This window comes from Streptomyces sp. LUP47B (assembly GCF_001746295.1).
In the GTDB taxonomy this organism is placed as follows: Bacteria; Actinomycetota; Actinomycetes; order Streptomycetales; family Streptomycetaceae; genus Streptomyces.
Genome location: NZ_MJAH01000009.1, coordinates 365,846 through 385,716 on the forward strand (window position 1 = coordinate 365,846; position 19,871 = coordinate 385,716).

16 protein-coding genes and 1 riboswitch are annotated in these 19,871 nt (G+C 71.7%); of the genes, 7 read left to right on the forward strand and 9 right to left on the reverse strand.

What is annotated here, in order from left to right; genetic code table 11:
- Positions 1-9: 9 nt before the first annotated feature.
- A complete protein-coding gene (locus BFN33_RS27945; protein WP_069762887.1) occupies positions 10-906 on the reverse strand; it encodes a DUF4429 domain-containing protein in 897 nt (298 codons plus the stop codon).
- Between the two features lie 217 nt (positions 907-1,123).
- Here BFN33_RS27945 and BFN33_RS27950 point away from each other — a divergent pair, with 217 nt between their 5' ends.
- Positions 1,124-2,413 (forward strand): hypothetical protein, encoded by a 1,290-nt coding sequence (locus tag BFN33_RS27950; RefSeq protein WP_069762925.1) that lies wholly within the window; start codon positions 1,124-1,126, stop codon positions 2,411-2,413.
- 107 nt (positions 2,414-2,520) lie between these two features.
- Entirely contained in the window at positions 2,521-3,051 is a 531-nt protein-coding gene (locus BFN33_RS27955; protein ID WP_069762888.1) for a DoxX family protein, read from the forward strand.
- Between the two features lie 129 nt (positions 3,052-3,180).
- Here BFN33_RS27955 and BFN33_RS27960 read toward each other — a convergent pair whose 3' ends face one another.
- Positions 3,181-3,438, reverse strand: a complete 258-nt coding sequence (locus tag BFN33_RS27960) for a hypothetical protein (protein WP_069762889.1) — start codon at positions 3,436-3,438, stop codon at positions 3,181-3,183.
- On the reverse strand, positions 3,425-4,903 hold the full coding sequence (locus tag BFN33_RS27965) for a PspC domain-containing protein (RefSeq protein ID WP_069762890.1): 1,479 nt from the start codon (positions 4,901-4,903) through the stop codon (positions 3,425-3,427). Before BFN33_RS27965 ends, BFN33_RS27960 begins: the two co-directional genes overlap by 14 nt.
- A 143-nt stretch (positions 4,904-5,046) precedes the next feature.
- Between BFN33_RS27965 and BFN33_RS27970 the strand changes: the two genes are divergently transcribed.
- Both BFN33_RS27970 and BFN33_RS27975 read left to right on the forward strand, forming a co-directional pair.
- Positions 5,047-6,375 (forward strand): ATP-binding protein, encoded by a 1,329-nt coding sequence (locus BFN33_RS27970; RefSeq protein ID WP_176742484.1) that lies wholly within the window; start codon positions 5,047-5,049, stop codon positions 6,373-6,375.
- Complete coding sequence (locus BFN33_RS27975; protein WP_069762891.1) at positions 6,372-7,097, forward strand: response regulator transcription factor; 726 nt, start codon at positions 6,372-6,374, stop codon at positions 7,095-7,097. The genes BFN33_RS27970 and BFN33_RS27975 overlap by 4 nt, the downstream gene beginning before the upstream one ends.
- Positions 7,098-7,100: 3 nt before the next feature.
- On the opposite strand, the gene BFN33_RS27980 is transcribed toward BFN33_RS27975, so the two are convergent.
- The gene (locus BFN33_RS27980) at positions 7,101-8,162 is read right to left on the reverse strand and encodes a C40 family peptidase (protein ID WP_069762892.1); all 1,062 of its coding nucleotides are present in this window, start codon (positions 8,160-8,162) and stop codon (positions 7,101-7,103) included.
- Between the two features lie 459 nt (positions 8,163-8,621).
- On the opposite strand from BFN33_RS27980, the gene BFN33_RS27985 reads away from it, so the two are divergent.
- Positions 8,622-8,975 (forward strand): hypothetical protein, encoded by a 354-nt coding sequence (locus BFN33_RS27985; RefSeq protein WP_069762893.1) that lies wholly within the window; start codon positions 8,622-8,624, stop codon positions 8,973-8,975.
- Here the strand turns inward: BFN33_RS27985 and BFN33_RS27990 are convergent.
- Together BFN33_RS27990 and BFN33_RS27995 are read right to left on the reverse strand one after the other, a co-directional pair.
- A complete protein-coding gene (locus tag BFN33_RS27990) occupies positions 8,953-9,936 on the reverse strand; it encodes a tellurite resistance/C4-dicarboxylate transporter family protein (protein WP_069762894.1) in 984 nt (327 codons plus the stop codon). The genes BFN33_RS27985 and BFN33_RS27990 overlap by 23 nt on opposite strands.
- Positions 9,937-10,057: 121 nt before the next feature.
- The gene (locus BFN33_RS27995; protein ID WP_069762895.1) at positions 10,058-11,194 is read right to left on the reverse strand and encodes a C40 family peptidase; all 1,137 of its coding nucleotides are present in this window, start codon (positions 11,192-11,194) and stop codon (positions 10,058-10,060) included.
- Between the two features lie 8 nt (positions 11,195-11,202).
- Positions 11,203-11,370: riboswitch (cyclic di-AMP (ydaO/yuaA leader) on the reverse strand.
- 255 nt (positions 11,371-11,625) lie between these two features.
- Between BFN33_RS27995 and pcrA the strand changes: the two genes are divergently transcribed.
- Positions 11,626-14,106 carry a DNA helicase PcrA gene (pcrA, locus tag BFN33_RS28000; RefSeq protein WP_069762896.1) on the forward strand — a complete coding sequence of 827 codons (2,481 nt, stop codon included), beginning with the start codon at positions 11,626-11,628 and terminating at the stop codon, positions 14,104-14,106.
- 21 nt (positions 14,107-14,127) lie between these two features.
- Here pcrA and BFN33_RS28005 read toward each other — a convergent pair whose 3' ends face one another.
- Positions 14,128-15,681, reverse strand: coding sequence for a M23 family metallopeptidase (locus tag BFN33_RS28005; RefSeq protein ID WP_069762927.1), 1,554 nt, complete (start codon positions 15,679-15,681; stop codon positions 14,128-14,130).
- 269 nt (positions 15,682-15,950) lie between these two features.
- A complete protein-coding gene (locus BFN33_RS28010; RefSeq protein WP_069762897.1) occupies positions 15,951-16,820 on the reverse strand; it encodes an alpha/beta fold hydrolase in 870 nt (289 codons plus the stop codon).
- A gap of 577 nt (positions 16,821-17,397) precedes the next feature.
- On the opposite strand from BFN33_RS28010, the gene BFN33_RS28015 reads away from it, so the two are divergent.
- Positions 17,398-17,808: a cobalamin B12-binding domain-containing protein gene (locus BFN33_RS28015; protein WP_069762898.1), complete on the forward strand. Its 411-nt coding sequence runs from the start codon at positions 17,398-17,400 to the stop codon at positions 17,806-17,808.
- A gap of 655 nt (positions 17,809-18,463) precedes the next feature.
- On the opposite strand, the gene BFN33_RS28020 is transcribed toward BFN33_RS28015, so the two are convergent.
- Positions 18,464-19,871 (reverse strand): DUF5691 domain-containing protein (locus BFN33_RS28020; protein ID WP_069762928.1); only part of this gene is annotated, 1,408 nt, incomplete at its 5' end.

Below are 19,871 nucleotides of genomic sequence, written 5' to 3' on the forward strand. Positions count from 1 at the left end.
GCGCAGGACCTAGAAGCCCCGCAGTACGGCGGCCTTGGTCATCGCGAACTCCTCGTCCGTCAGCACCCCGTCCCGGTGCAGCTCACCCAACTCCCGCAGCCTGCGCAGGAGTACGTCGTGATGGTCGGCCGACGGGGGAACGGCGGCGGCGAGCCGGGGACGACGGGCGCCCTCGTCGTCGTACGCGAGGTCGCCGCGGGTGGACGGGTGCGGCAGCCGGGCCGTGACCGCCGTCGCGACGAGGGCCGTGAGCAGATCGCGGCGCGTGCTGCCCCACAGGTCGAGGGCGTACGGGTCCTTGTCCGGCGGCAGTTTCGAGAAGGACGTCTCGCGGGTCACGAACCGCATGAAGCCGTCCTCGTAACCGGAGTTGGGCAGCCACTCGACCTGGACGAGGTCCCCCACGGCGATGATCCGCGGGCCGGTCGCGCGCTTGACGCGGTCGGAGGTGTCGGCCCAGTCGATGCGGACCTGGGTGCCGTCGAAGGAGACCGTGCCGTCGGAGGACCGCACCGAGACCGGGACCGGCGGGCCGGGCAGCAGATACGTCTTCGTCGGCTCCTTGGGGATCTGGTCGAGGAGGAGGGCGCGGCGGATCTCCTCGGCCACGTACTCGGCGACCCCGGCGCGGTCGACGTCCACGATCAGCCGATAGGGATCCGCCGGGTCCGGCAGGCGTCCGCCGGTCGCGTGCAGAAGCGGGTCCGCGCCCTCGCGCAGCCGCATCCGCAACCGGCCACGCTTGCGTTCCGGCTCGAACGCCACGCCCGAAATCGCCTCCAGGGGCACGGCGACCTCGCCGTACGTCTGCCGGAACAGTGGCACGGAGCGGTGGAGTCCCGGCGTGATTCTGACCGTTGTGCCGTCGAAGGCCCAGGTCCCGTCACGCTGGATGATCTCGGCCATACGGAAATTCTCGCAGCCGGGTCAACACGGCGGGCCCCGCTTCACCCGCGCTGACCAGACCTGCCGGACGGGGAGGGTGTGCCATAGGGCACAATTCGCTGTCGCCGGGGAGTTGTCCGGGGTTCTTCGTGAGGGTTTGTGGATCTGCGGCCGGTCCGGCCGCGAGGTCATGTGGGGTCAGAGGGTCACGAGGGTCGTGGGAAGGCAGGCGTCGGACGTGGCGGTGCAGGAAGCGAGACACGGCGCGGACGGGGGCGAACCCTACGGTGCGCACGAGGGCGGCTGCACCTGTGGGGACTGTCCGCACGGGGCACGGGCCGGGCATCGGCGCGCGGTGGCCGAGTTCCTCCTGATGCGGGACGGGTTCGCGGCCGGGCAGGGGCTGCCCGCGGCGGTGGCGCACTCCGCGTCGGCCTCCCGGCAGTGGGTCTCGGAGGAACTGACCCAGTCCGCGGAGGCCGTGGCCGAGCGGGGGCGTGCGGAGGGGGCCGCCTGGCTCGCGCGGCTGTGGCGGCGAACCGCGTACGCGGTGTGGGCCTTCGTCGTGGTGCTGCTCCTCGTCCAGGCGCTGACGGCCATCGGGGCGGGATGGACCGCGGCGCGCACGGCCGGGCTGGTCGCGGCGCTCGTGGTGGCGGGGTCGCTGACCGCGGCGTCCTGGTTCCACCGGGCCCGGGGCGGGGTGCTCGCGCCGCTCATCGGCGAGGACAACCGGCTGTCCACCTCGCGGGCCGTCGCGGTGGCGTGGGTGCTGTTCGTCGCCTATGCGGTGCTGCTGCTGGTGGGGCGGCTGGCCGCGGCCTCCGACGGTCGTGAGCGCGATGCGCTGCTCTCCGGGCTCGAACTCGCCCGCGGCGCGGGTGTGGTGACCGTGCTCGCCGTGGTCTGCGGGATCGCCGTGCTGGTGCGACGGGTGGTCGGGCTGCGAGTGCTCGGGCAGCGGCTGCAGAAGGTGCGGGCAGATCGGCCCCGCGCCGCCGACCTGCTGACGGACGACTCCGGACGGGGGACCTTCGCCGACATTCAGTACGTCGTGATCGGCGCCGTCGCCCTGGCGTTCTCGTGTGTACGGCTGGCCCGGCGGCCGGATCAGTTGCCCGATCTCCCGTGGGGGCTGGCGGTGGTGGTGCTGGTGTCCGCGGCCACCTATGTGGCGGGGAAGTACGCGGAGGGCGGGCGGCCGGTGATCCTGTCCGTGGTGCGGTCGCGGGAGGCCGGGGATCTGGACGGGCCGATCCGTACCGGCGACGACATCGAGATCCGGGGCGCCGGGTTCGTGCCGCCGGGGGCGCAGCGGGCGGATCGGCTGTCCCGGATGGTGGTGCGGATCGGCGCGGTGAACGTGCACGTGCCGTTGGTGCCGGTGGCCGGGGGCTTCAGGAACCCCACGGACGAGGTGCTGACCGTGCCGGTGCCGGCGGATGTGGAGCCGGGCCGCGTGGAGGTACAGGTGGTGACGGCGGCGGGGGCGGAGACGAATCGGTACGCGATCGATGTGACGGACTGAGCGGCGGGGGCGCGCAGAAACTCGACATCGCATTGAACGCCGCGGCCTCTTCGTGCGTATCGTCTGATGAGGGGTCTCGGCATGCTGGTGAGAGGCGGCTCGAAGCGATGACTCACAGCTTTCGAACGGACACGCACGCCCCCTACTACGGCGAAGAACGATCCTGGCGGGACAGCATCAGCCAGTACGCCCTGGTGCCACTGCGCATTTTCCTCGGTGTCACCTTCATCTACGCGGGCCTGGACAAGCTGACCGACAGCGCCTTCATGAAGAGCTCCGGCTCGGGCTCCGTCGGCGACCTGATGCGCAGCGTCCGGGACTCCTCGGCCATCCCCGCACTGGTCGACCTGTCCCTGAAGAATCCCGTCGGCTTCGGCTATGCCATCGCCTTCGGTGAGCTCGCCGTCGGTATCGGCACCCTGCTCGGCATCCTCGCCCGCCTGGCCGCGCTGGGCGGTGCGCTGATCTCGCTCAGCCTGTGGCTGACCGTGAGCTGGGCCTCCGACCCCTACTACTACGGCAACGACCTCGCCTATCTGATGGCCTGGCTGCCCCTCGTCCTCGCGGGCGCCTCCGTGTTCTCCGTGGACGCCGCCTTGCGGGCCCGGCGACGGCAGCGGTCGGGGGGGTACCGGTAGCTCCGGTCGGCGGAGGCCGACGGAGGTACCGGTGGCGGGGGAGCGGCGGTGGCCCGGTGCGGGTCGTCTCCGTACCGGGAAGGTGCCTTGATCAGTCGTCCCGCTCGTGCGCCCTCGTGCTCCTCGTGATCAGTGGGGTACGGGTGGCTGGGGTGACTGGTCGACCTCCGGTGGCGTGCTCGTACGGCGGCTGTCGCGTCGGTTGCGGATGGCCCGGGTCAGCAGGCCCACCACGCCTGCCAGGCACAGGCCGCCCACGACCATGGGGATCACCGCGAACCACGGGGTGTCCCACGCGTCGCCCGCGTCACCGGCATAGGTGATGCCCGCGATGGTCAGGAAGAACCCGGCGACCAGCTTTCCCGGTCGGAACTCATGACGCAGCACGGCTCACCTCCGCCTGGCCGATGCCGACCCGCAGGTCGAGGTCGAGGGTGGCGCCGTTCTTGGCGCCCGAGACCGGTGTCAGGGTGACCTCCTTGCGCTTGCCCGGTGCCACGTCCACGTCCGCCTGCTCGTCGCCCGGCAACTGGATGTCGCCTACGCCCACGTCGATGACCGCCTGCACGGTCACGTCGGGTGGCACGATCACCACCAGCCGGCCCACTCCGACGTCGGCCTGGGTCGTCACTGTCCGGCCCTTGGTGAAATCGAGGCGGGACAGGTCCAGGGTGCCCACGCCGGTGCCGAGTTCGTACTCCGGACGGATGTCCTGCACGGCTGCCGGTGTCCAGTTCGTGCGCACCCAGTGGGTGGTGATGTCCTTCGGGAGAGCGGCGGCGGTGGCGAGCAGGCCCGCCGTGACGATCGCCAGGAAGATCGAGCCCGCTCCTGTGCGGCCCAGGAACGAGCTGATCGCTATGCCCAGGCCCAGGACGATCAGCGCGCAGGACAGACCGGTCTGCAGGCTGGTGCCCAGGGCGTGGTCCTCCCAGGTCGCTCCGGTACCGAGGCCGCCCGCCAGCAGGGCGAGGAGGAAGACCCAGCCGCCGATCCAGCGGGGGCCGCGCGGCTTCGGCCCGCGGGTGTGGGCCACGCGGATGTCCTCGCGCCGGCTCCAGGGGGCGCCCAGGCCGATGTTGACGGCCGCCGCGATGTCACGGTCGTGGGAGTCCCCCGGCCCCCACAGATAGCCCGTGCCGCCGACGTGCGTGCCGTCCTTGACGATGGGGTCGCGCCACCAGGACGGGTAGCCGGCGGGCACCGGCGGGGCCTGGGCCTCCGGCGGGGCGTCGGCGACGGCCTGCGCGGAGAGCGGGTCGGGGTCGGGGGTGCCGCGGTTGCGCGACCAGTACCCGGCGCCCGCCAGGAGCAGGGAGAGGACCACGGCGAAGGTCAGCACGCTGGTGTTGCCCAGCATGGTGAGGAACACCCCGCAGCCGACCAGGGCGAACAGCACACCGGTCAGGGCCTGGCCGTCCACCCGGCCGGTGAGCAGCTTGCGCACCTCGTTCTCGTCCTCGTCGTCGTAGGGGACGAGGAGCCAGGCGAAGCCGTAGAAGATGAGCCCGATGCCGCCGGTCGCCGACAGCACGGTGAGCGTGATCCGGAAGATCACCGGATCCATGTCGTACTGCCGCCCGAGCCCGGCGCACACCCCGGCGAGCAACTTGTGCCGTCGGTCCCGCCGGAAGCGGAGGGGGGCGGAGGGCGCGTCCTCGGCGGGGGCTGTGCCCTGTGGGGTGGCGGGCGGGGCGGGGGCGTCCGCCGGTGCCCGCCCTCCGAGGGCCTCGGTGTGCGTGCCCGCCGGTGTGCCTCCTTCTTTTTCCTTCCGCGTGCCCGCGCCGGGGCCGGTGCCCGGGTCCGGACCTCCGCCGGATCCGGCGCCCGCGGCGTGCTGGTGATCTGTCATGTGTCCATGGTGACGGTCGTGGGGGCGTGGCGGGAGTCGGAACGACCCTGGCCGGACCCTGATATCGGCCCTGAGAACGGGGGAGGGAAGCGTTCGGGCGGCGCGCCGAGCGAAGATCAGGGGAGTCTCGGGGGACAACCCTGATGCCCCCGCACCCCGGCCGTGTGACCATCGATGGCATGCCGGAAGCCGCCACAGCGCCACTCGTCGAACCGCGGCCGCCGCGCAAGCTCTACCGCAGCAGTGACGGACGCTGGCTGGGTGGTGTGGCGCGGGGGCTCGCCGGGCATCTCGGGCTGCCCGTGATCTGGGTGCGGCTCGTCTTCGTGGGCCTGTTCATGGCGGACGGGCTCGGTGCATTGCTGTATGCCGCGTTCTGGTTCTTCGTTCCGCTCGGCGTGGGCGGGGTCGGCGGCCAGCGGCCCCCGTCCCTGGTGTCCACCGAGACCTCGCCGGACGGCCGCCGCAGACTCGTCGCCCGCCGCCCCGACAAGGGCCAGATCGTGGCCCTGCTCCTCATGGTCGTCGTGGCCATGGTCTTCGTCGGCAACGTCAATGTGGGCAACGGCGCCAAGGCCTACCTCTGGCCGATCGTCCTCGTCGGCGCGGGGGTGGCCCTCGTCTGGCGCCAGGCGGACAACGCCCGCCGGGCCCGCTGGATGGAGGTGGGCCGCCGGCGGCGCACCCTGACGCTGCTGCGTGCCGCGGGCGGTGTCCTCCTCGTCACCGCCGGTGTCTCCGGGGTCTTCGTCCTGCAGGGCTCCGCCGCCCACCTCGGTTCCGTCCTGCAGGCGGCCCTCGCGGTCCTCGTCGGGATAACGCTCCTCGCGGGGCCGTATCTCGTCCGTATGACCCAGGACCTCTCCGAGGAGCGCCTGATGCGCATCCGTGCCCAGGAGCGCGCGGAGGTCGCGGCCCACGTGCACGACTCGGTGCTGCACACCCTGACCCTGATCCAGCGCAACGCGGAGAACGCGAACGAGGTGCGCCGCCTCGCCCGAGCCCAGGAGCGCGACCTGCGCACCTGGCTGTACAAACCCGAGGGCACCGGCAAGGACGAGGCCGACGAACCCACCGACCTCGCCGACGCCGTGCGGCGCAATGCCGCCGAGGTCGAGGACAAGCACGGCGTCCCCATCGAGGTCGTGGTCGTCGGCGACTGCCCGCTCGACGAGAGAACCGGCGCGCAGATGCAGGCCGCGCGCGAGGCGATGGTCAACGCCGCCAAGTACGGTGGCGAGGGCGGCGCCGTACAGGTCTACGCCGAAGTCGAGGGCCGGACGGTCTTCGTGTCCGTCCGGGACCGGGGCCCCGGCTTCGACCTCGACTCGATACCCGCCGACCGGATGGGTGTCAGAGAATCGATCATCGGCCGCATGGAGCGCCATGGCGGCACGGCCCGGCTGCGTGCGGTGCCGGGCGGCGGCACGGAGGTCGAGCTGGAGATGGAGAGGGCGGAGAAGACGTCATGAGTGACCCCACCGAGGTGAACACGGACGCCGTGGAGCCGACGCCGGCCGGCGGCGCGGGCGGGCGGCACGTGCGCGTGGTCCTCGTCGACGACCACCGCATGTTCCGTACGGGCGTCCAGGCCGAGATCGGCCGGACCGAGGAGACCGGCGTCGAGGTGGTCGGCGAGGCCGCGGACGTCGACCAGGCCGTCACCGTCATCACCGCGACCCGCCCCGAGGTCGTCCTCCTGGACGTCCATCTCCCGGGCGGCGGCGGGGTCGAAGTGCTGCGGCGCTGCGCCCCGTTGATGGCCGACGCCGAACAGCCCGTCCGCTTCCTCGCGCTGTCCGTCTCGGACGCGGCCGAGGACGTGATCGGGGTGATCCGGGGCGGCGCGCGCGGCTATGTGACGAAGACGATCACCGGCACGGACCTCGTCGACTCCGTCTTCCGCGTCCAGGAGGGCGACGCCGTCTTCTCGCCGCGCCTGGCCGGGTTCGTCCTGGACGCCTTCGCCTCCACCGACGCCCCGCCGGTCGACGAGGACATGGACCGCCTCACCCAGCGCGAGCGGGAGGTGCTGAGGCTCATCGCGCGCGGTTACGCCTACAAGGAGATCGCCAAGCAGCTGTTCATCTCCGTGAAGACGGTCGAGTCCCATGTCTCGGCGGTGCTGCGGAAGCTGCAGCTGTCCAACCGTCACGAGCTGACCCGGTGGGCGACGGCACGGCGCCTGGTCTGACGGTCACCCCACCCGCGTCGCCCCCGCGAACGGCATCTCGTCGATCGGCGCCACCCGCACCGGCGCCGACGGGTTCGGGGCGTGGATCATCCGGCCGTCGCCGATGTAGAGACCGACGTGAGTGATGCCCGAGTAGAAGAACACCAGGTCGCCCGGGAGGAGTTCGGAGCGGGAGACGCGCCGGCCGGCATCGATCTGGGCGTAGGTCGTGCGGGGCAGGGAGATACCCGCGGAGCGGTACGCGGCCTGGACGAGGCCCGAGCAGTCGAAGGCGTCCGGGCCGGTGGCGCCCCAGACGTAGGGGCTGCCCAGCTTGGAGTAGGCGTAGGAAACGGCCGCCGCGGCACGGGAGTCGGGGGCTACGTCGGTGGTCGCGCCGGGGGCCGTCAGCTCCTCGCGCCCGCCCGTAGTGGCCCGGGAGGCTCGATCCCCGCCCGCCGGCAACCCCGCGTGTTCCCCGGCCGGCAGCTGGGACATCAGCCGGCGGGCCGCGCCCAGTTTGCCGGTGATCGTCTTCTTGTGGCGCTTCAGCTCCGCCTGACGCGACTTCAGCGAGGCCAGCTCGATGTGCGCGGCCCCGCGCAACTGCTCGATCTCCCGCAGTTGTCGGCGTACGTTCGCCACGGAGGCGGCCTGGCGGGTACCGGCCCGTTCGACGAACTCTGCGCTGTCGAGGTACCGGTCGGGGTCGTCGGTGAACGCGAGCTGCATCGCGGGGTCGAGGCCGCCGCCGCGGTACTGCGCCGCGGCGATCGTACCCAGCGCGTCCCGTGCCTCGTTGAGCTGCTCCGTCCTGCGGGCCGCCTCGTCCCGCAGGGTGCCCAGCCGGGTCTCGGCAGCGTCCGCCTTCTCCTTCGCGCCGTTGTACTTCTCGGTGGCGGCCTCGGCCTCCTGGTACAGCTGGTCCACCTTCGCCTTGACCTGCGTCGGTGTGAGCTGCGGCTCGGCGTGTCCGGTCCCGTCGAAGCCCGTCGCCGTCGCCGCCCCCGCGAGGGCGATCGTCGCTGCCGTACGGACCGTATGGCCGCCGACCGAGCGTCTGCGGGACTTGCGGTGCGCTGCCACGTGGACTTGCACGTCCTTTCCTCGACCGCTCGCTCGCCCCGGGCTGCGGGGACGTACGAACGCCAGGGGGAGCGGCCGTACGACCGCCCGGGGCGGTGTGCGCGTCCGGCGACGGCCTGCACAGGGGGAGCGGGCCGCCGCCGGACCTTCTCGGCGGTGGTGGCCGACTGCCGCCCCTGGCCCGGGCGGCGGTGGGGAGCCGGTCACCTGGTGGAGGACGCTAAACCTGACCGTGACGGGGAGGTAACGCGTTGTGCGGAACTGCCGCCGGTGGACCGCCGGGTGACCGAAGGTGACCGTGATCGCGGACCGGCTCCGTCGACTTCGCGCGGTGCGCTGACCGAAGTCGGGATTTCGGGACCCACGGCGGGTGCCGAGTGCTATGTGCCGCATATATGCAAGATCTCTCGAAGGGGCCTGTGCGGGTGCCCCACGCGGCCCGGCATAGGCTCCGGCCTCATGGACGTACTCATCCATCTCTTCGTCGGCCTGCACATCATCGGCATCGCCGCGCTGCTCGGCGGCTTCCTCACGCAGATGAAGGCGATGGGCCGGGGCACCGCCCGGTTCGTCCCCGCGATGCTGCACGGTGCCGCGACGATGCTGGTCACCGGCGTCGTCCTGGTCGGCCTAAACCAGGCCGACGACCAGCACGTCAACAACATCAAGATCGGCGTGAAGCTCGCCCTGCTGATCGTGATCCTCGGCCTCGTCTATGTGAAGCGGGACGACGAAACGGTGGACAAAAGGCTGTTCGGCCTGGTCGGCGCGCTGACCACGGCCAACATCTTCATCGCGGTGCTGTGGACCTGACGGCGGCGCGGGCGGAGTCGACCGCCCCCGCGGCGGCGGCGCACCAGGCCACCACCGAGATCCACAGCAGCACCTCGCCCGGCGTTTCGAGCCACGGGACGTCCACGGTGTCGGAGACCGACAGCATCGCCACCGCGGTCATGCCCATGGGGAACACGGTGGCCCAGCGGCCTACGTCGTAGCGCGGGCGGGGGCGGACGAGCTCAGCCACCAGCAGTACGCCGTACCAGGCCAGGCCGAGCACCAGCAGGGCGACGGTCACCGCACGCAGGACGCCGCGGTCGTCGTCGTTCCACAGGTACAGGCGCGCGCTGTCGGCGGCGATCAGCTTCGAGCCGGCGAGCGCCGAGATGGCGAGCGCGCCGCCCGCGATCCACTGGTCGCCCGGCCCCTCCAGCACCTGGCGCAGGTCGAAGCGGAAGAGCGCGACGCAGTAGAGGACCAGGCCGAGCCAGAACAGTACGAGCGCCGTGTGCGCGAGCCATGCCGCCGACTCGGCCGCGGCGAGCGTGGCGCCGAGCACGGCGAGGCCCTGGGTGGCCACACAGCCGAGGAACACCCCGCCGGGCATCCGCCGCTTCCCGTGCCCGACGGCGAACACGATCAGCACCGGCCACAGAAGCGCGGACAGTGCCAGCAGTGCCTCGGCGACGGTCTGCCGGCCCAGCGCGGAGAAACGGGTGCCGAGGACGCTGGTCGCCGCCACGGCCGTCAGGGCGCCCGCCGCCCCGGCGTCCGCGAACCGTCGCGCGCGCTCCCGCGGCAGTCGTACGGCGAAATCGGCGGCCAGCGCCGGCCAGATCGTGCAACCGATCACCAGGGCGATCCGGGACAGCGTCTCGTGGCCGGTCAGCTGCAGCCCGATCGACACGATGCCGGTCGCCATCACGGCGGCTCCGGCCGCGGGCGAGAGCTGCGTCCACCAGACGTGCAGGGGAGAGTGCGGGGAGGTACCGGACATGTGCCGATGCTAGGAAGCTCCGCCTGCCGTGCCGGAGGGGCGCGCACGCGCGCGTGCGGAAATCGCGAAGATTACGCGCGGGCGCAGGAGTCCCGCCCGCGCGCTGGTGACCGGCGGTGCCTCAGGCGGGGCGCACGACGCTGTGGATCGCCGACTCGCCGTCGTAGAAGATGGACTCCTCGCGGACGTACGCGCCCGGCTTGGGGGCGTGGATCATCATGCCGTTGCCGATGTAGAGGCCGACGTGGCTGATGTCGTCGTAGAAGAAGACCAGGTCACCGGGCTGGGCATCGGCGAGGGAGACCGTGGTGCCGGCGTTGACCTGGTCGTAGGTGACGCGGGGGAGGTCGACGCCGGCGGCCTTCCAGGCGGCCTGGGTGAAGCCTGAGCAGTCGTAGGAGTCGGGCCCGGTGGCGCCCCACACGTACGGCTTGCCGATCTGCGCGCGGGCGAAGGCGAGGGCCTTGGCGGCCTTGGTGGCGTACGAGGAGTCGGTCGCCGTCGACGTGCTCCCCTGCGGCGGGGCGGTGGTCTCCTGCGCGGCCTTCTCCGCGGCCGCCTGCTGCCGCGCCAGCTCGGCGGCCTTGCGGGCCGCCGCCTCCTGCTTCTGCTCCTCGAGCGCGGCGAGGCGCGCCTTCTCCTGGGCCGTCAGCTCCGACAGCATCTCGCGCGCGTCGGCGAGCTTCTTCTGGACGGTCGCCTTGGCCGTCTTCAGGTCGCTCTGCGTCTCGGTGAGCGTCTGAAGGCTCTGGGAGGCCTCCTGGCGCTTCTTCATCGTCGCGGACTGCTCGGAGACGTAGTCGTCGACCGCGCCCTTCTGGCGGTTCGTCAGACGCCCCATCAACTGCGTCTGGTCGAAGTAGTCCTGCGGCGTGTCGGCGAGCAGGAAGGTCGCCGTGCCGGAGGCCCCGGCGCCGGTGCGGTACTGGGCGGCGGCGAAGGAACCGAGCTCCTCCCGCGCCTCGTTGAGCTTCTCGGTGCGCCGGGCGACGTCCTCGAGGAGCGTGTCGACCTGCTTGCGCTGCGTGGTCGTCTTCTCCTTGGCCGCGTTGTAGTTGTCGGTCGCCGACTCGGCCTGGCGGTAGAGGTCGTCGACCTTCTTCTCCACCTCTTCGAGACTCGGCTTGTCATCGGCCGGCGCGGCGTTCGCCGACTGGGACAGCAGGGCCACGGAGGTGAGGGCGGCCGTCGCGAGGGCCGGGGTCCGTATGCCTGCTACGCGCGTACCCACGGGACGCGACTTGCGGTGCGACGCCAAGGGAGGCGACTCCTTCCGTGCTCCGCCTGCCGAGTTAGCTGTCGGGTTCGGGCGGGAGCTTCGGAAGGTTTGCCCTACGGCGCTCCCTGCGCGGGAGTCGGCCGATTCACCCCAGGTATCGGTGGGTCCCCGGCTCCGGGCGCGCGGCGGCGCTGCGGACTCGGCGGAGGCCGTGCGGCCCGGCGACGTTCGCCGGTGGGGGTCGTACGGCCTGCTGGGAACGGTAGCCAACGGGTGTGGCCTCTGTGAAGGTTGATGTTCGATATGCCCGATACATTTTCGTGACCTTGACCTCAGGCGTCGCTCCCCGTGGTCCATCCGGTGTGATCTGTGACGACTTACAGGTCTGGAAGATCATCGGGTTCTGATCCGAGTGGATGTTCTCAGGGCGGCCGCGGTGTGTCAGTGGGGCACCCTAGACTCGGAGAGCGATGAGCAGCCTCTTTGACGACAGCTTCCTGGCGGACCTCCAGGCCCCTAGGGCCCACGGGGAAGAACCGCCGCCGCCCGAGGACGAGCACGTACCGGAACCCGTTCCGGACGACCTGTTCGGTGGGAAGTTCGACGCGCCCCCGGACCGGGACGCGTACTACCGCGACGGCGCCCCCCGCCCGGTGGTGGACCCGGCCGCGCTCCTGGACGGGCTGAACGAGAACCAGCGCGCGGCCGTGGTGCACTCCGGCACCCCGCTGCTCATCGTGGCCGGCGCCGGCTCGGGCAAGACCCGCGTGCTCACCCACCGCATCGCCCATCTCCTCGGCGAGCGCCACGTCCACCCGGGCCAGATCCTCGCGATCACCTTCACCAACAAGGCCGCGGGCGAGATGAAGGAGCGCGTCGAGCACCTCGTCGGCCCGCGCGCGAACGCGATGTGGGTGATGACCTTCCACAGCGCGTGCGTGCGCATCCTGCGCAGGGAGTCGAAGAAGCTGGGCTTCACCTCCTCCTTCTCGATCTACGACGCCGCCGACAGCAAGCGCCTGATGGCCCTGGTCTGCCGCGACCTGGACCTCGACCCCAAGCGGTACCCGCCGAAGTCCTTCAGCGCCAAGATCAGCAACCTGAAGAACGAGCTGATCGACGAGGAGGACTTCGCCGCCCAGGCCACCGACGGCTTCGAGAAGACCCTCGCCCAGGCCTACGCCATGTACCAGTCGCGGCTGCGCGAGGCGAACGCCCTCGACTTCGACGACCTGATCATGACCACGGTCAACCTGCTCCGGGCGTTCCCTGATGTCGCCGAGCACTACCGCCGCCGCTTCCGGCACGTCCTCGTCGACGAGTACCAGGACACCAACCACGCTCAGTACGCGCTGGTCAGGGAGCTGGTCGGGACCTCCGAGCACCCGGTGGACGTACCGCCGAGCGAGCAGGACCTGCCGCCCGCCGAGCTCTGTGTCGTCGGTGACGCCGACCAGTCGATCTACGCCTTCCGCGGCGCGACCATCCGCAACATCCTCCAGTTCGAGGAGGACTACCCGGACGCGACGACGATCCTCCTGGAGCAGAACTACCGCTCCACCCAGACGATCCTCACCGCCGCCAACGCCGTCATCGAGCGCAACGAGTCCCGCCGCCCCAAGAACCTGTGGACCAACGCGGGCGCGGGCGCGCGCATCACCGGCTATGTCGCCGACACCGAGCACGACGAGGCGCAGTTCGTCGCCGACGAGATAGACCGTCTCACCGACGCGGGCGACGCGAAGGCCGGTGACGTGGCCGTCTTCTACCGTACGAACGCCCAGTCCCGTGTCTTCGAAGAGGTCTTCATTCGCGTCGGCCTGCCCTACAAGGTCGTCGGCGGCGTGCGCTTCTACGAGCGCAAGGAGGTCCGGGACGTCCTGGCCTACCTGCGCGTCCTCGCCAACCCGGAGGACTCCGTGCCGCTGCGCCGGATCCTCAATGTCCCCAAGCGCGGCATCGGCGACCGCGCCGAGGCGATGATCGACGCCCTGTCCCAGCGCGAGAAGATCAGCTTCCCGCAGGCCCTCAAGCGCGTCGACGAGGCGTACGGCATGGCCGCGCGCTCCACCAACGCCGTGAAGCGGTTCAACGTGCTGATGGAGGAGCTCCGGACGATCGTCGAGTCCGGGGCGGGCCCGGCGACCGTCCTGGAGGCGGTCCTCGAACGCACCGGCTATCTCGCGGAGTTGCAGGCCTCCACCGACCCGCAGGACGAGACCCGTATCGAGAACCTCCAGGAACTCGCCGCCGTGGCCCTGGAGTTCGAGCAGGAGTCCGGCGAGGGCGAGGCCTCCGGTTCCCTCTCCGACTTCCTGGAGCGGGTCGCCCTGGTCGCCGACTCCGACCAGATCCCCGACGAGGACGAGGACGGCTCCGGGGTCATCACCCTGATGACCCTGCACACCGCCAAGGGCCTGGAGTTCCCGGTCGTCTTCCTCACCGGCATGGAGGACGGCGTCTTCCCGCACATGCGCGCCCTCGGCCAGCCCAAGGAACTGGAGGAGGAGCGGCGGCTGGCGTACGTCGGCATCACGCGCGCGCGTGAGCGGCTGTATCTGACCCGGTCCTCGCTGCGCAGCGCGTGGGGGCAGCCGTCGTACAACCCGCCCTCCCGCTTCCTGGAGGAGATCCCGGCACAGCACGTGGACTGGAAGCGCACGGGTTCGAGCGCCGCTCCCGCGGGACCGGTCTCGGGGGTCGCCGCCTCGCTGTCGTCCTCCCGCTCCCGCTCCTCGGCGTCGGGCGCGTCCGGCTTCGCGACGCGCAGGACCTCGGAGAAGCCGGTGGTGGCGCTGGCCGTCGGCGACCGCGTCACCCACGACCAGTTCGGGCTCGGCACGGTGGTCGGGGTGAAGGGCACGGGGGCGAACGCGGAGGCGACGATCGACTTCGGGGAAGCGAAGCCGAAGCGGCTGCTGCTGCGGTACGCGCCGGTCGAGAAGCTGTAACCGGGGGGCTGGGCCCGAGGTCTACGTCGGGTCCAGCCCGTGGCTGCGCAGCCACGGCAGTGGGTCTATGGCCGAACCGGCCGCCGGGTGCACCTCGAAGTGCAGGTGGGGACCGGTCGAGTTGCCGGAGTTGCCGGAGTACGCGATCGGGTCGCCGGCCTTGACCGTCGTACCGGAGGCGATGCGGTAGCTGGAGAGGTGGCAGTACCACGTCTCGGTGCCGTCCATCGCCGTCACGACCATCATGTTGCCGTACGCGCTGTTCCACTGCGTCCGGACGGTGCCGTCGGTCGCGGCCATCACCGTCGTGCCGTACGACACCGGGAAGTCGATGCCGGTGTGGACGGACATCCAGTTGACGCCGGCCTGGCCGAAGTAGGCACTGAGACCCCGCTGTGCGACCGGGAGGGCGAACTTCGGACGCAGCCGCTCCTTGCGGGCTGCCTCCTCCGCCGCCTTCCTCTTCTCGGCCGCCTGCTGGGCCTTGAGGTCGATGCGTTCCTGCGTGCGGCTGGCTCGGTCGGCGAAGTCGTCGGCACCGGCCGAGAGGCTCTCGAGTTGGGTGTCCAGCTTGTTGTTCGCGATGGCCGGCTTGACGGCGGTCGGATCCGCCAGGGTCGTGGAGGTCTCCTGGCCGTCGCCGGTCAGCGTGCCGACCGAGGCGGCGGCGATCCCGGCGACACCCATGACACACGCCGAGGGGACGGCGATCGTCAGCAGCGCGGAGCGCTTGGCGGGCATACGGCGGCGGGAGCGGCCGGCGTTGCGCGCGGCCACGCGGGAGCCCTGGGCGGGGATCGGCGCCGGATCGGCTTCTTCCTGGTCGTCGAGGAGCGGGGCGTCGGCGTCGTGGACGGCGGGCATCTCGCCGGTGGCCGTCAGGGCGGCCGACTCGCTGTCGTGCGGGGCGTGTTCGGCGTAGGTGTCGCCGTGCGGATTCGCCTCGCCGTACGGGTGGGCCTCGTCGTACGCGTGGGTCTCGTCGTAGGTGTGGCCCTCGCCGTACCCGACCTGCTCGAAGCCGGCCGTCGCCTGCGGGTCGGCCGCCGTGCCGTCGGTGTTCCACTGCGTGGCGTCGTACGCCCCGGTGTCGAAGGCCTGCGTGCCCCACTCCCATTGCTGGGTCTGGTCGGCCGGCCCCGCGGACTGGTCCTGCTGGTTCCAGGTGCTCGCGTCCCACTGTCCGCTGTGGTCGGTGCTGCCCGACTGCGGAGGGATCACGGAGAGCAGCTGGTGGTCCGTGCCGCCCCACTGCGTGGCGTCGTACGCGCCGGTGTCGTAGGCGGCGTGGTGCTGGGCCGCGTACATGTCGTAGTTCAGGGTCTGGTGACCGCCCGTGGTCCACGTCGAGGCGTCGTACGAACCGGTGCCGTCGCCCGGCATGTTGCCGAAGAGCGGGTCGGTCTCGAAGCTGCCGGTGGCGTGCGCGCCGGCGGTGCCAGTGGTGCCTGTGGCGTCGAAACCAGTGGCGTCATAGCCGCCGTACGTGGTGAAGTCGCCGTACTGGGCTTCCTGGGTGCCGTACGACGCGTAGTGCGACGAGTCGGCGTCGGAAGCCGGAGTCGGGGTGGTCATGGTCCCCGACGGATGACGGTCGTTCACCAACTTCTCTTTCGCCTCGACAACAGGGGCTGCCAGAGCAGTGCGGTGACTGTACCCGGCGGTATGCGGGCGCGACAATCTTCAACTGGTTTCGGGCGCGCAGGAAACGGGCATTCGGCCGTGATTCGGGGGACTGTGGGCGTGACCTTGGCCTTGTGTTCGAAGGCTGTTCGATGTCGGTTGGCGGTCCGACGGCTGTCGAGGAACTGTTGGCGGCCTGTGTCCGGTGGTCGATACGACCGTTACGCCACGGTCAGTCCCCCGGCCCGGCCGGCCGTCTCCTCCCCGGCCCGCGCGGTGTCGAGCACCTGCCGTATGCCGGTCGCCACGGCGGGGTGCACGGGCAGGGSGAGATGTCCGATCCCGCTCACCCGGACGTTCTGCGCCATCAGGTCCGCATGGTCGATGCAGGCGGTCTCCAGTGGGTCCATCAGATGGTCGAGGTCGCTCCAGAAACTGACGAAGTGCGTACGGCAGCCCGGGGCCGGCCGGGTGAGCTCCTCGAGCAACTCCGAGCCGGGGCGCATCTGGCGCACGATCGGGTGCGCGTTCGCCAGCGGCGCCACCCGGGTGCCGGAGTGCGGGGTGCCGAGTGTCACCAGCGTGCGGACCCGGGAGTCGCCGCCGAGGCGCTGCACGTAGTACCGCGCGATCAGGCCGCCGAGGCTGTGCCCGACGATGTCGACCCGCTCGCTGCCCGTGCGTTCGCAGATCCCTTCTATGTGCCGGCCGAGCAGCTCCGCCGCCGCGCGGATGTCGCACGTCAGCGGGGAGTAGTTGAGCGACTCGATCTGCTGCCTGCCGTGCTGGGCGAGACTGCGGCGCAGGAGCACGAAGACCGAACGGTTGTCGATGAAGCCGTGCAGCAGCACGACCGGGGGCTTCGCCTCCGTCGGCAGCTGTGCCGCGCCGGCCTCGGGCGAGGGGAGCAGGGGGAGGGGGGAGCGGCGCTCCTGGGTGATCCCGGAGGGGTAGAGGAGGAGATGCCCCGCGAGGATCGCCAGCTCGAGCGCGGTCGCCTTCAGGAGGGCCAGGGAGAGTCCCGCCAGCCTGCCGGGAAGCAGACGCTGGCAGAGCGGGAGAAACGGCAGCGCCGTCTTGGTGACCTTCATGGCCGACCTCCTGTCGGCACACGGGAGGACAGCTCCGTCCCCCGTGTGCGCTCATGGGAAGTCGCGGCGGAGGGCGTCGTCGACGCGGCGCGAGTGGGGCGCGGGGGGTGGGTGCGGCGGGCGGCGCGGGGTTCCGGGGCGGCTGCGGTTGCGGCTGCGGCTGCTGGTGAAGCCGACGGAACGGGTGGAGCGGGTGGAGCGGGTGGATGCGGTAGTGCTGGTGAGGTGAGTGGTGTGGGTGCTGGTGCTGCGCCGGTGACGTGACGAGCCGCCCTGTCGGTGTGGCGACGAGGCTCCCCGCTGTCGTGCCTTACCTGTCCTACGTGCCCTTCGTGCCGTCGCCGGCGCGCCGCACCACCGTGGCGCGCGGCCTGCGGCGCGGCGGTGCGGCGACCTCGTTGCGGCTCCCGAACGTGTCCCACGTGTGATTTCCCCCTCGGGGTCCGCCGCGAAACTGCACGGTGCGTGATGGTGCCGATAACGTTCGTTCACATTCCCGGTCTGTGCGGTACTAGTCGGTAGGAATGGATACGGGCATGGACACAGGAATGGGCGTAGTCGCTTCATGGAGGCAGTGATGGGTGTGACAGCCGGTCCGATCCGCGTGGTGGTCGCCAAGCCGGGGCTCGACGGTCATGATCGCGGAGCCAAGGTGATCGCGAGGGCGCTGCGCGACGCGGGCATGGAGGTCATCTACACCGGCCTCCACCAGACCCCCGAGCAGATCGTCGACACCGCGATCCAGGAGGACGCCGACGCGATCGGCCTCTCCATCCTCTCCGGGGCCCACAACACCTTGTTCGCCGCGGTGATCGACCTGCTCGAGGAGCGGGAGGCCGAGGACATCCTGGTCTTCGGCGGCGGGATCATCCCGGAGGCGGACATCCCTCCGCTGAAGGAGAAGGGCGTCGCCGAGATCTTCACGCCGGGGGCGACGACTGGGTCGATCGTGGACTGGGTCCGGGAGAACGTTCGGCAGCCTGCGTAGCCGCTGCGCTCGGCTTCAGCGGGTGCAGTGGGCAAGTGGGCCAAGTGGGTCAAGCGGACCGTGTGGGTCAAGGGGTTCGAGGTGCGTTGTCGGGTGCGGGTGCGTTGTGGCTGGTCGCGCAGTTCCCCGCGCCCCTAGGTAGTCGCACTTGCTGCCTGCCGTATCCCGCCGGCTCCGTGCCCGCCAGGCCGCCGCGCAGCAGGTCCGCCGGCCGCTGCTCCTGCTTCGTCGCACCTGTCATCCGCACGGCCGGCGCTCCCCCTGCGCCGCGCCGTGCCGCCTCGGGATCACCAACCCCACACCCCGGCAGCCTGCCGTACCTCGTCCGCTCCGCCCTGCGTCGTGCCGCCTCGGGATCACCGGGCCTCCGCAGCCTGCCGTGCCTCGCCGCTGCGCGCCCGCCAGGCCGCCCCGGTCCGCCAGGCGCTGCTCCGGCTCCGTCGCACCCGCCGTGATCCGCACGGCCCGGCGCCCCGACCTGCGCCGTGTCGACTCGGGATCACCGGACCCCGCCGCCCGCAGCCTGCCGTACCTCGCTGCTCAGCACTGCGCCGCGACCCGGGATCACCGGACCCGGCGGCCGAACCGACCGCGCCCACCGACCGCCGTCCGTCGCCCGCCGGCGTTGGGGGCGTCAACCCACTCCGCGCGCGAGCTACGCCACCCCCAGCTCCTCCGTCATCGCCGCCCGTAGCCGCAAGGTTGTCACCAGGCGTTGGAAGGCTTCCGCCCAGTAGCCGCCGGCCCCGGGGCTCGCGTCCTCGCCCTCGTCCGGCACCGCCATCAGGCCCTCCAGCCGCCCCGCCTCGGCCGGATCGAGACACCGCTCCGCCAGTCCCATCACCCCGCTGAAACTCCACGGATAACTTCCCGCGTCCCGTGCGATGTTGAGCGCGTCGACCACCGCCCGCCCGAGCGGCGCGGCCCACGGCACCCCGCAGACCCCGAGCAGTTGAAACGCCTCGGACAATCCGTGGGTCGCGATGAACGCCGCGACCCAATCGGCTCGTTCGGCGGAGCCCAACGTGTTCAGGAGCCTGGCGCGCTCCGCCAGTGATACCGCCCCGGGGCCCCCGGCCTCCGGCGCCGCGGGTGTCCCGAGCAGCGCTCGCGCCCACCCGGCGTCCCGTTGCCGTACGGCAGCCCGACACCACGCCGCGTGCAGTTCGTTCCGCCAGCCGTCCGCCACCGGCAGCGCCACGATCTCCTCGGGCGTCCGCCCACCGAGCCGCCCCGGCCACACCCCGAGCGGCGCCGCTTCCACCAACTGCCCGAACCACCAGGAACGTTCCCCCCGCCCCGCGGGCGCCTTCGCCACGACGCCGTCGCGCTCCATGCCCGAGTCGCACTCGTGCGGCGCCTCGACGACGATCGTCGGCCTGTCCTGGGTGTGGTCGACGGCCACGCACGCCCCGGCCCTGACCGCCATCCGCGCCGCCAGCGCCGAACCCGGCAGCGCCGAGAGCAACTCCGCGGCCGTGGCCCGTACGTTGCGGCTCCGGTCGGCCAGCGCCTGCTCCAGGAACGGCTCGTCTTCCGCCCCCAGACCCGTCCGCAACGAGTCGAGGAACATCAGCCGGTCCTCGGCCCGCTCGGTCGCCCACGTCGTCGCGAGCAACTCGCGCGCGGCGGCCGGCTCCCGGGCGCGTATCGCCGAGAGGAGGGCCACCCGCTCGGCGAACAGCCCTTCCTCCCAGAGCCGTCGGACGCTCGCGGTGTCCTGCGGCGACGGCAGGGCTGTTCCGCCGCCGGGTGTCGCTCGCAGGGCGAACCGCCAGTCCGGGTTCAGCCGGGCGAGCCAGGTGGCCCGCGAACCCGCGAACGCCAGCGCCGCCGGCCGCAGGTCCGTACGCCCCCGGGCCGCGTCCAGCAGGGCGGGCAGCAACTGCGGAGGCGCCGCGTAACCGCGGGCGTTCGCCGTCGCGAGCCACTGCGGCAGCAGCTCCATCAGATCCGGTGCCGTACCCCTGCGCCCGCCGCCGCCCGTGCCCGGCCGGTCGGCGAGCAGCATCGCGAGTCTGCGGGCCGCCGCCGCCGGCAGCGCAGGGCGCGTGTCCTCGGGC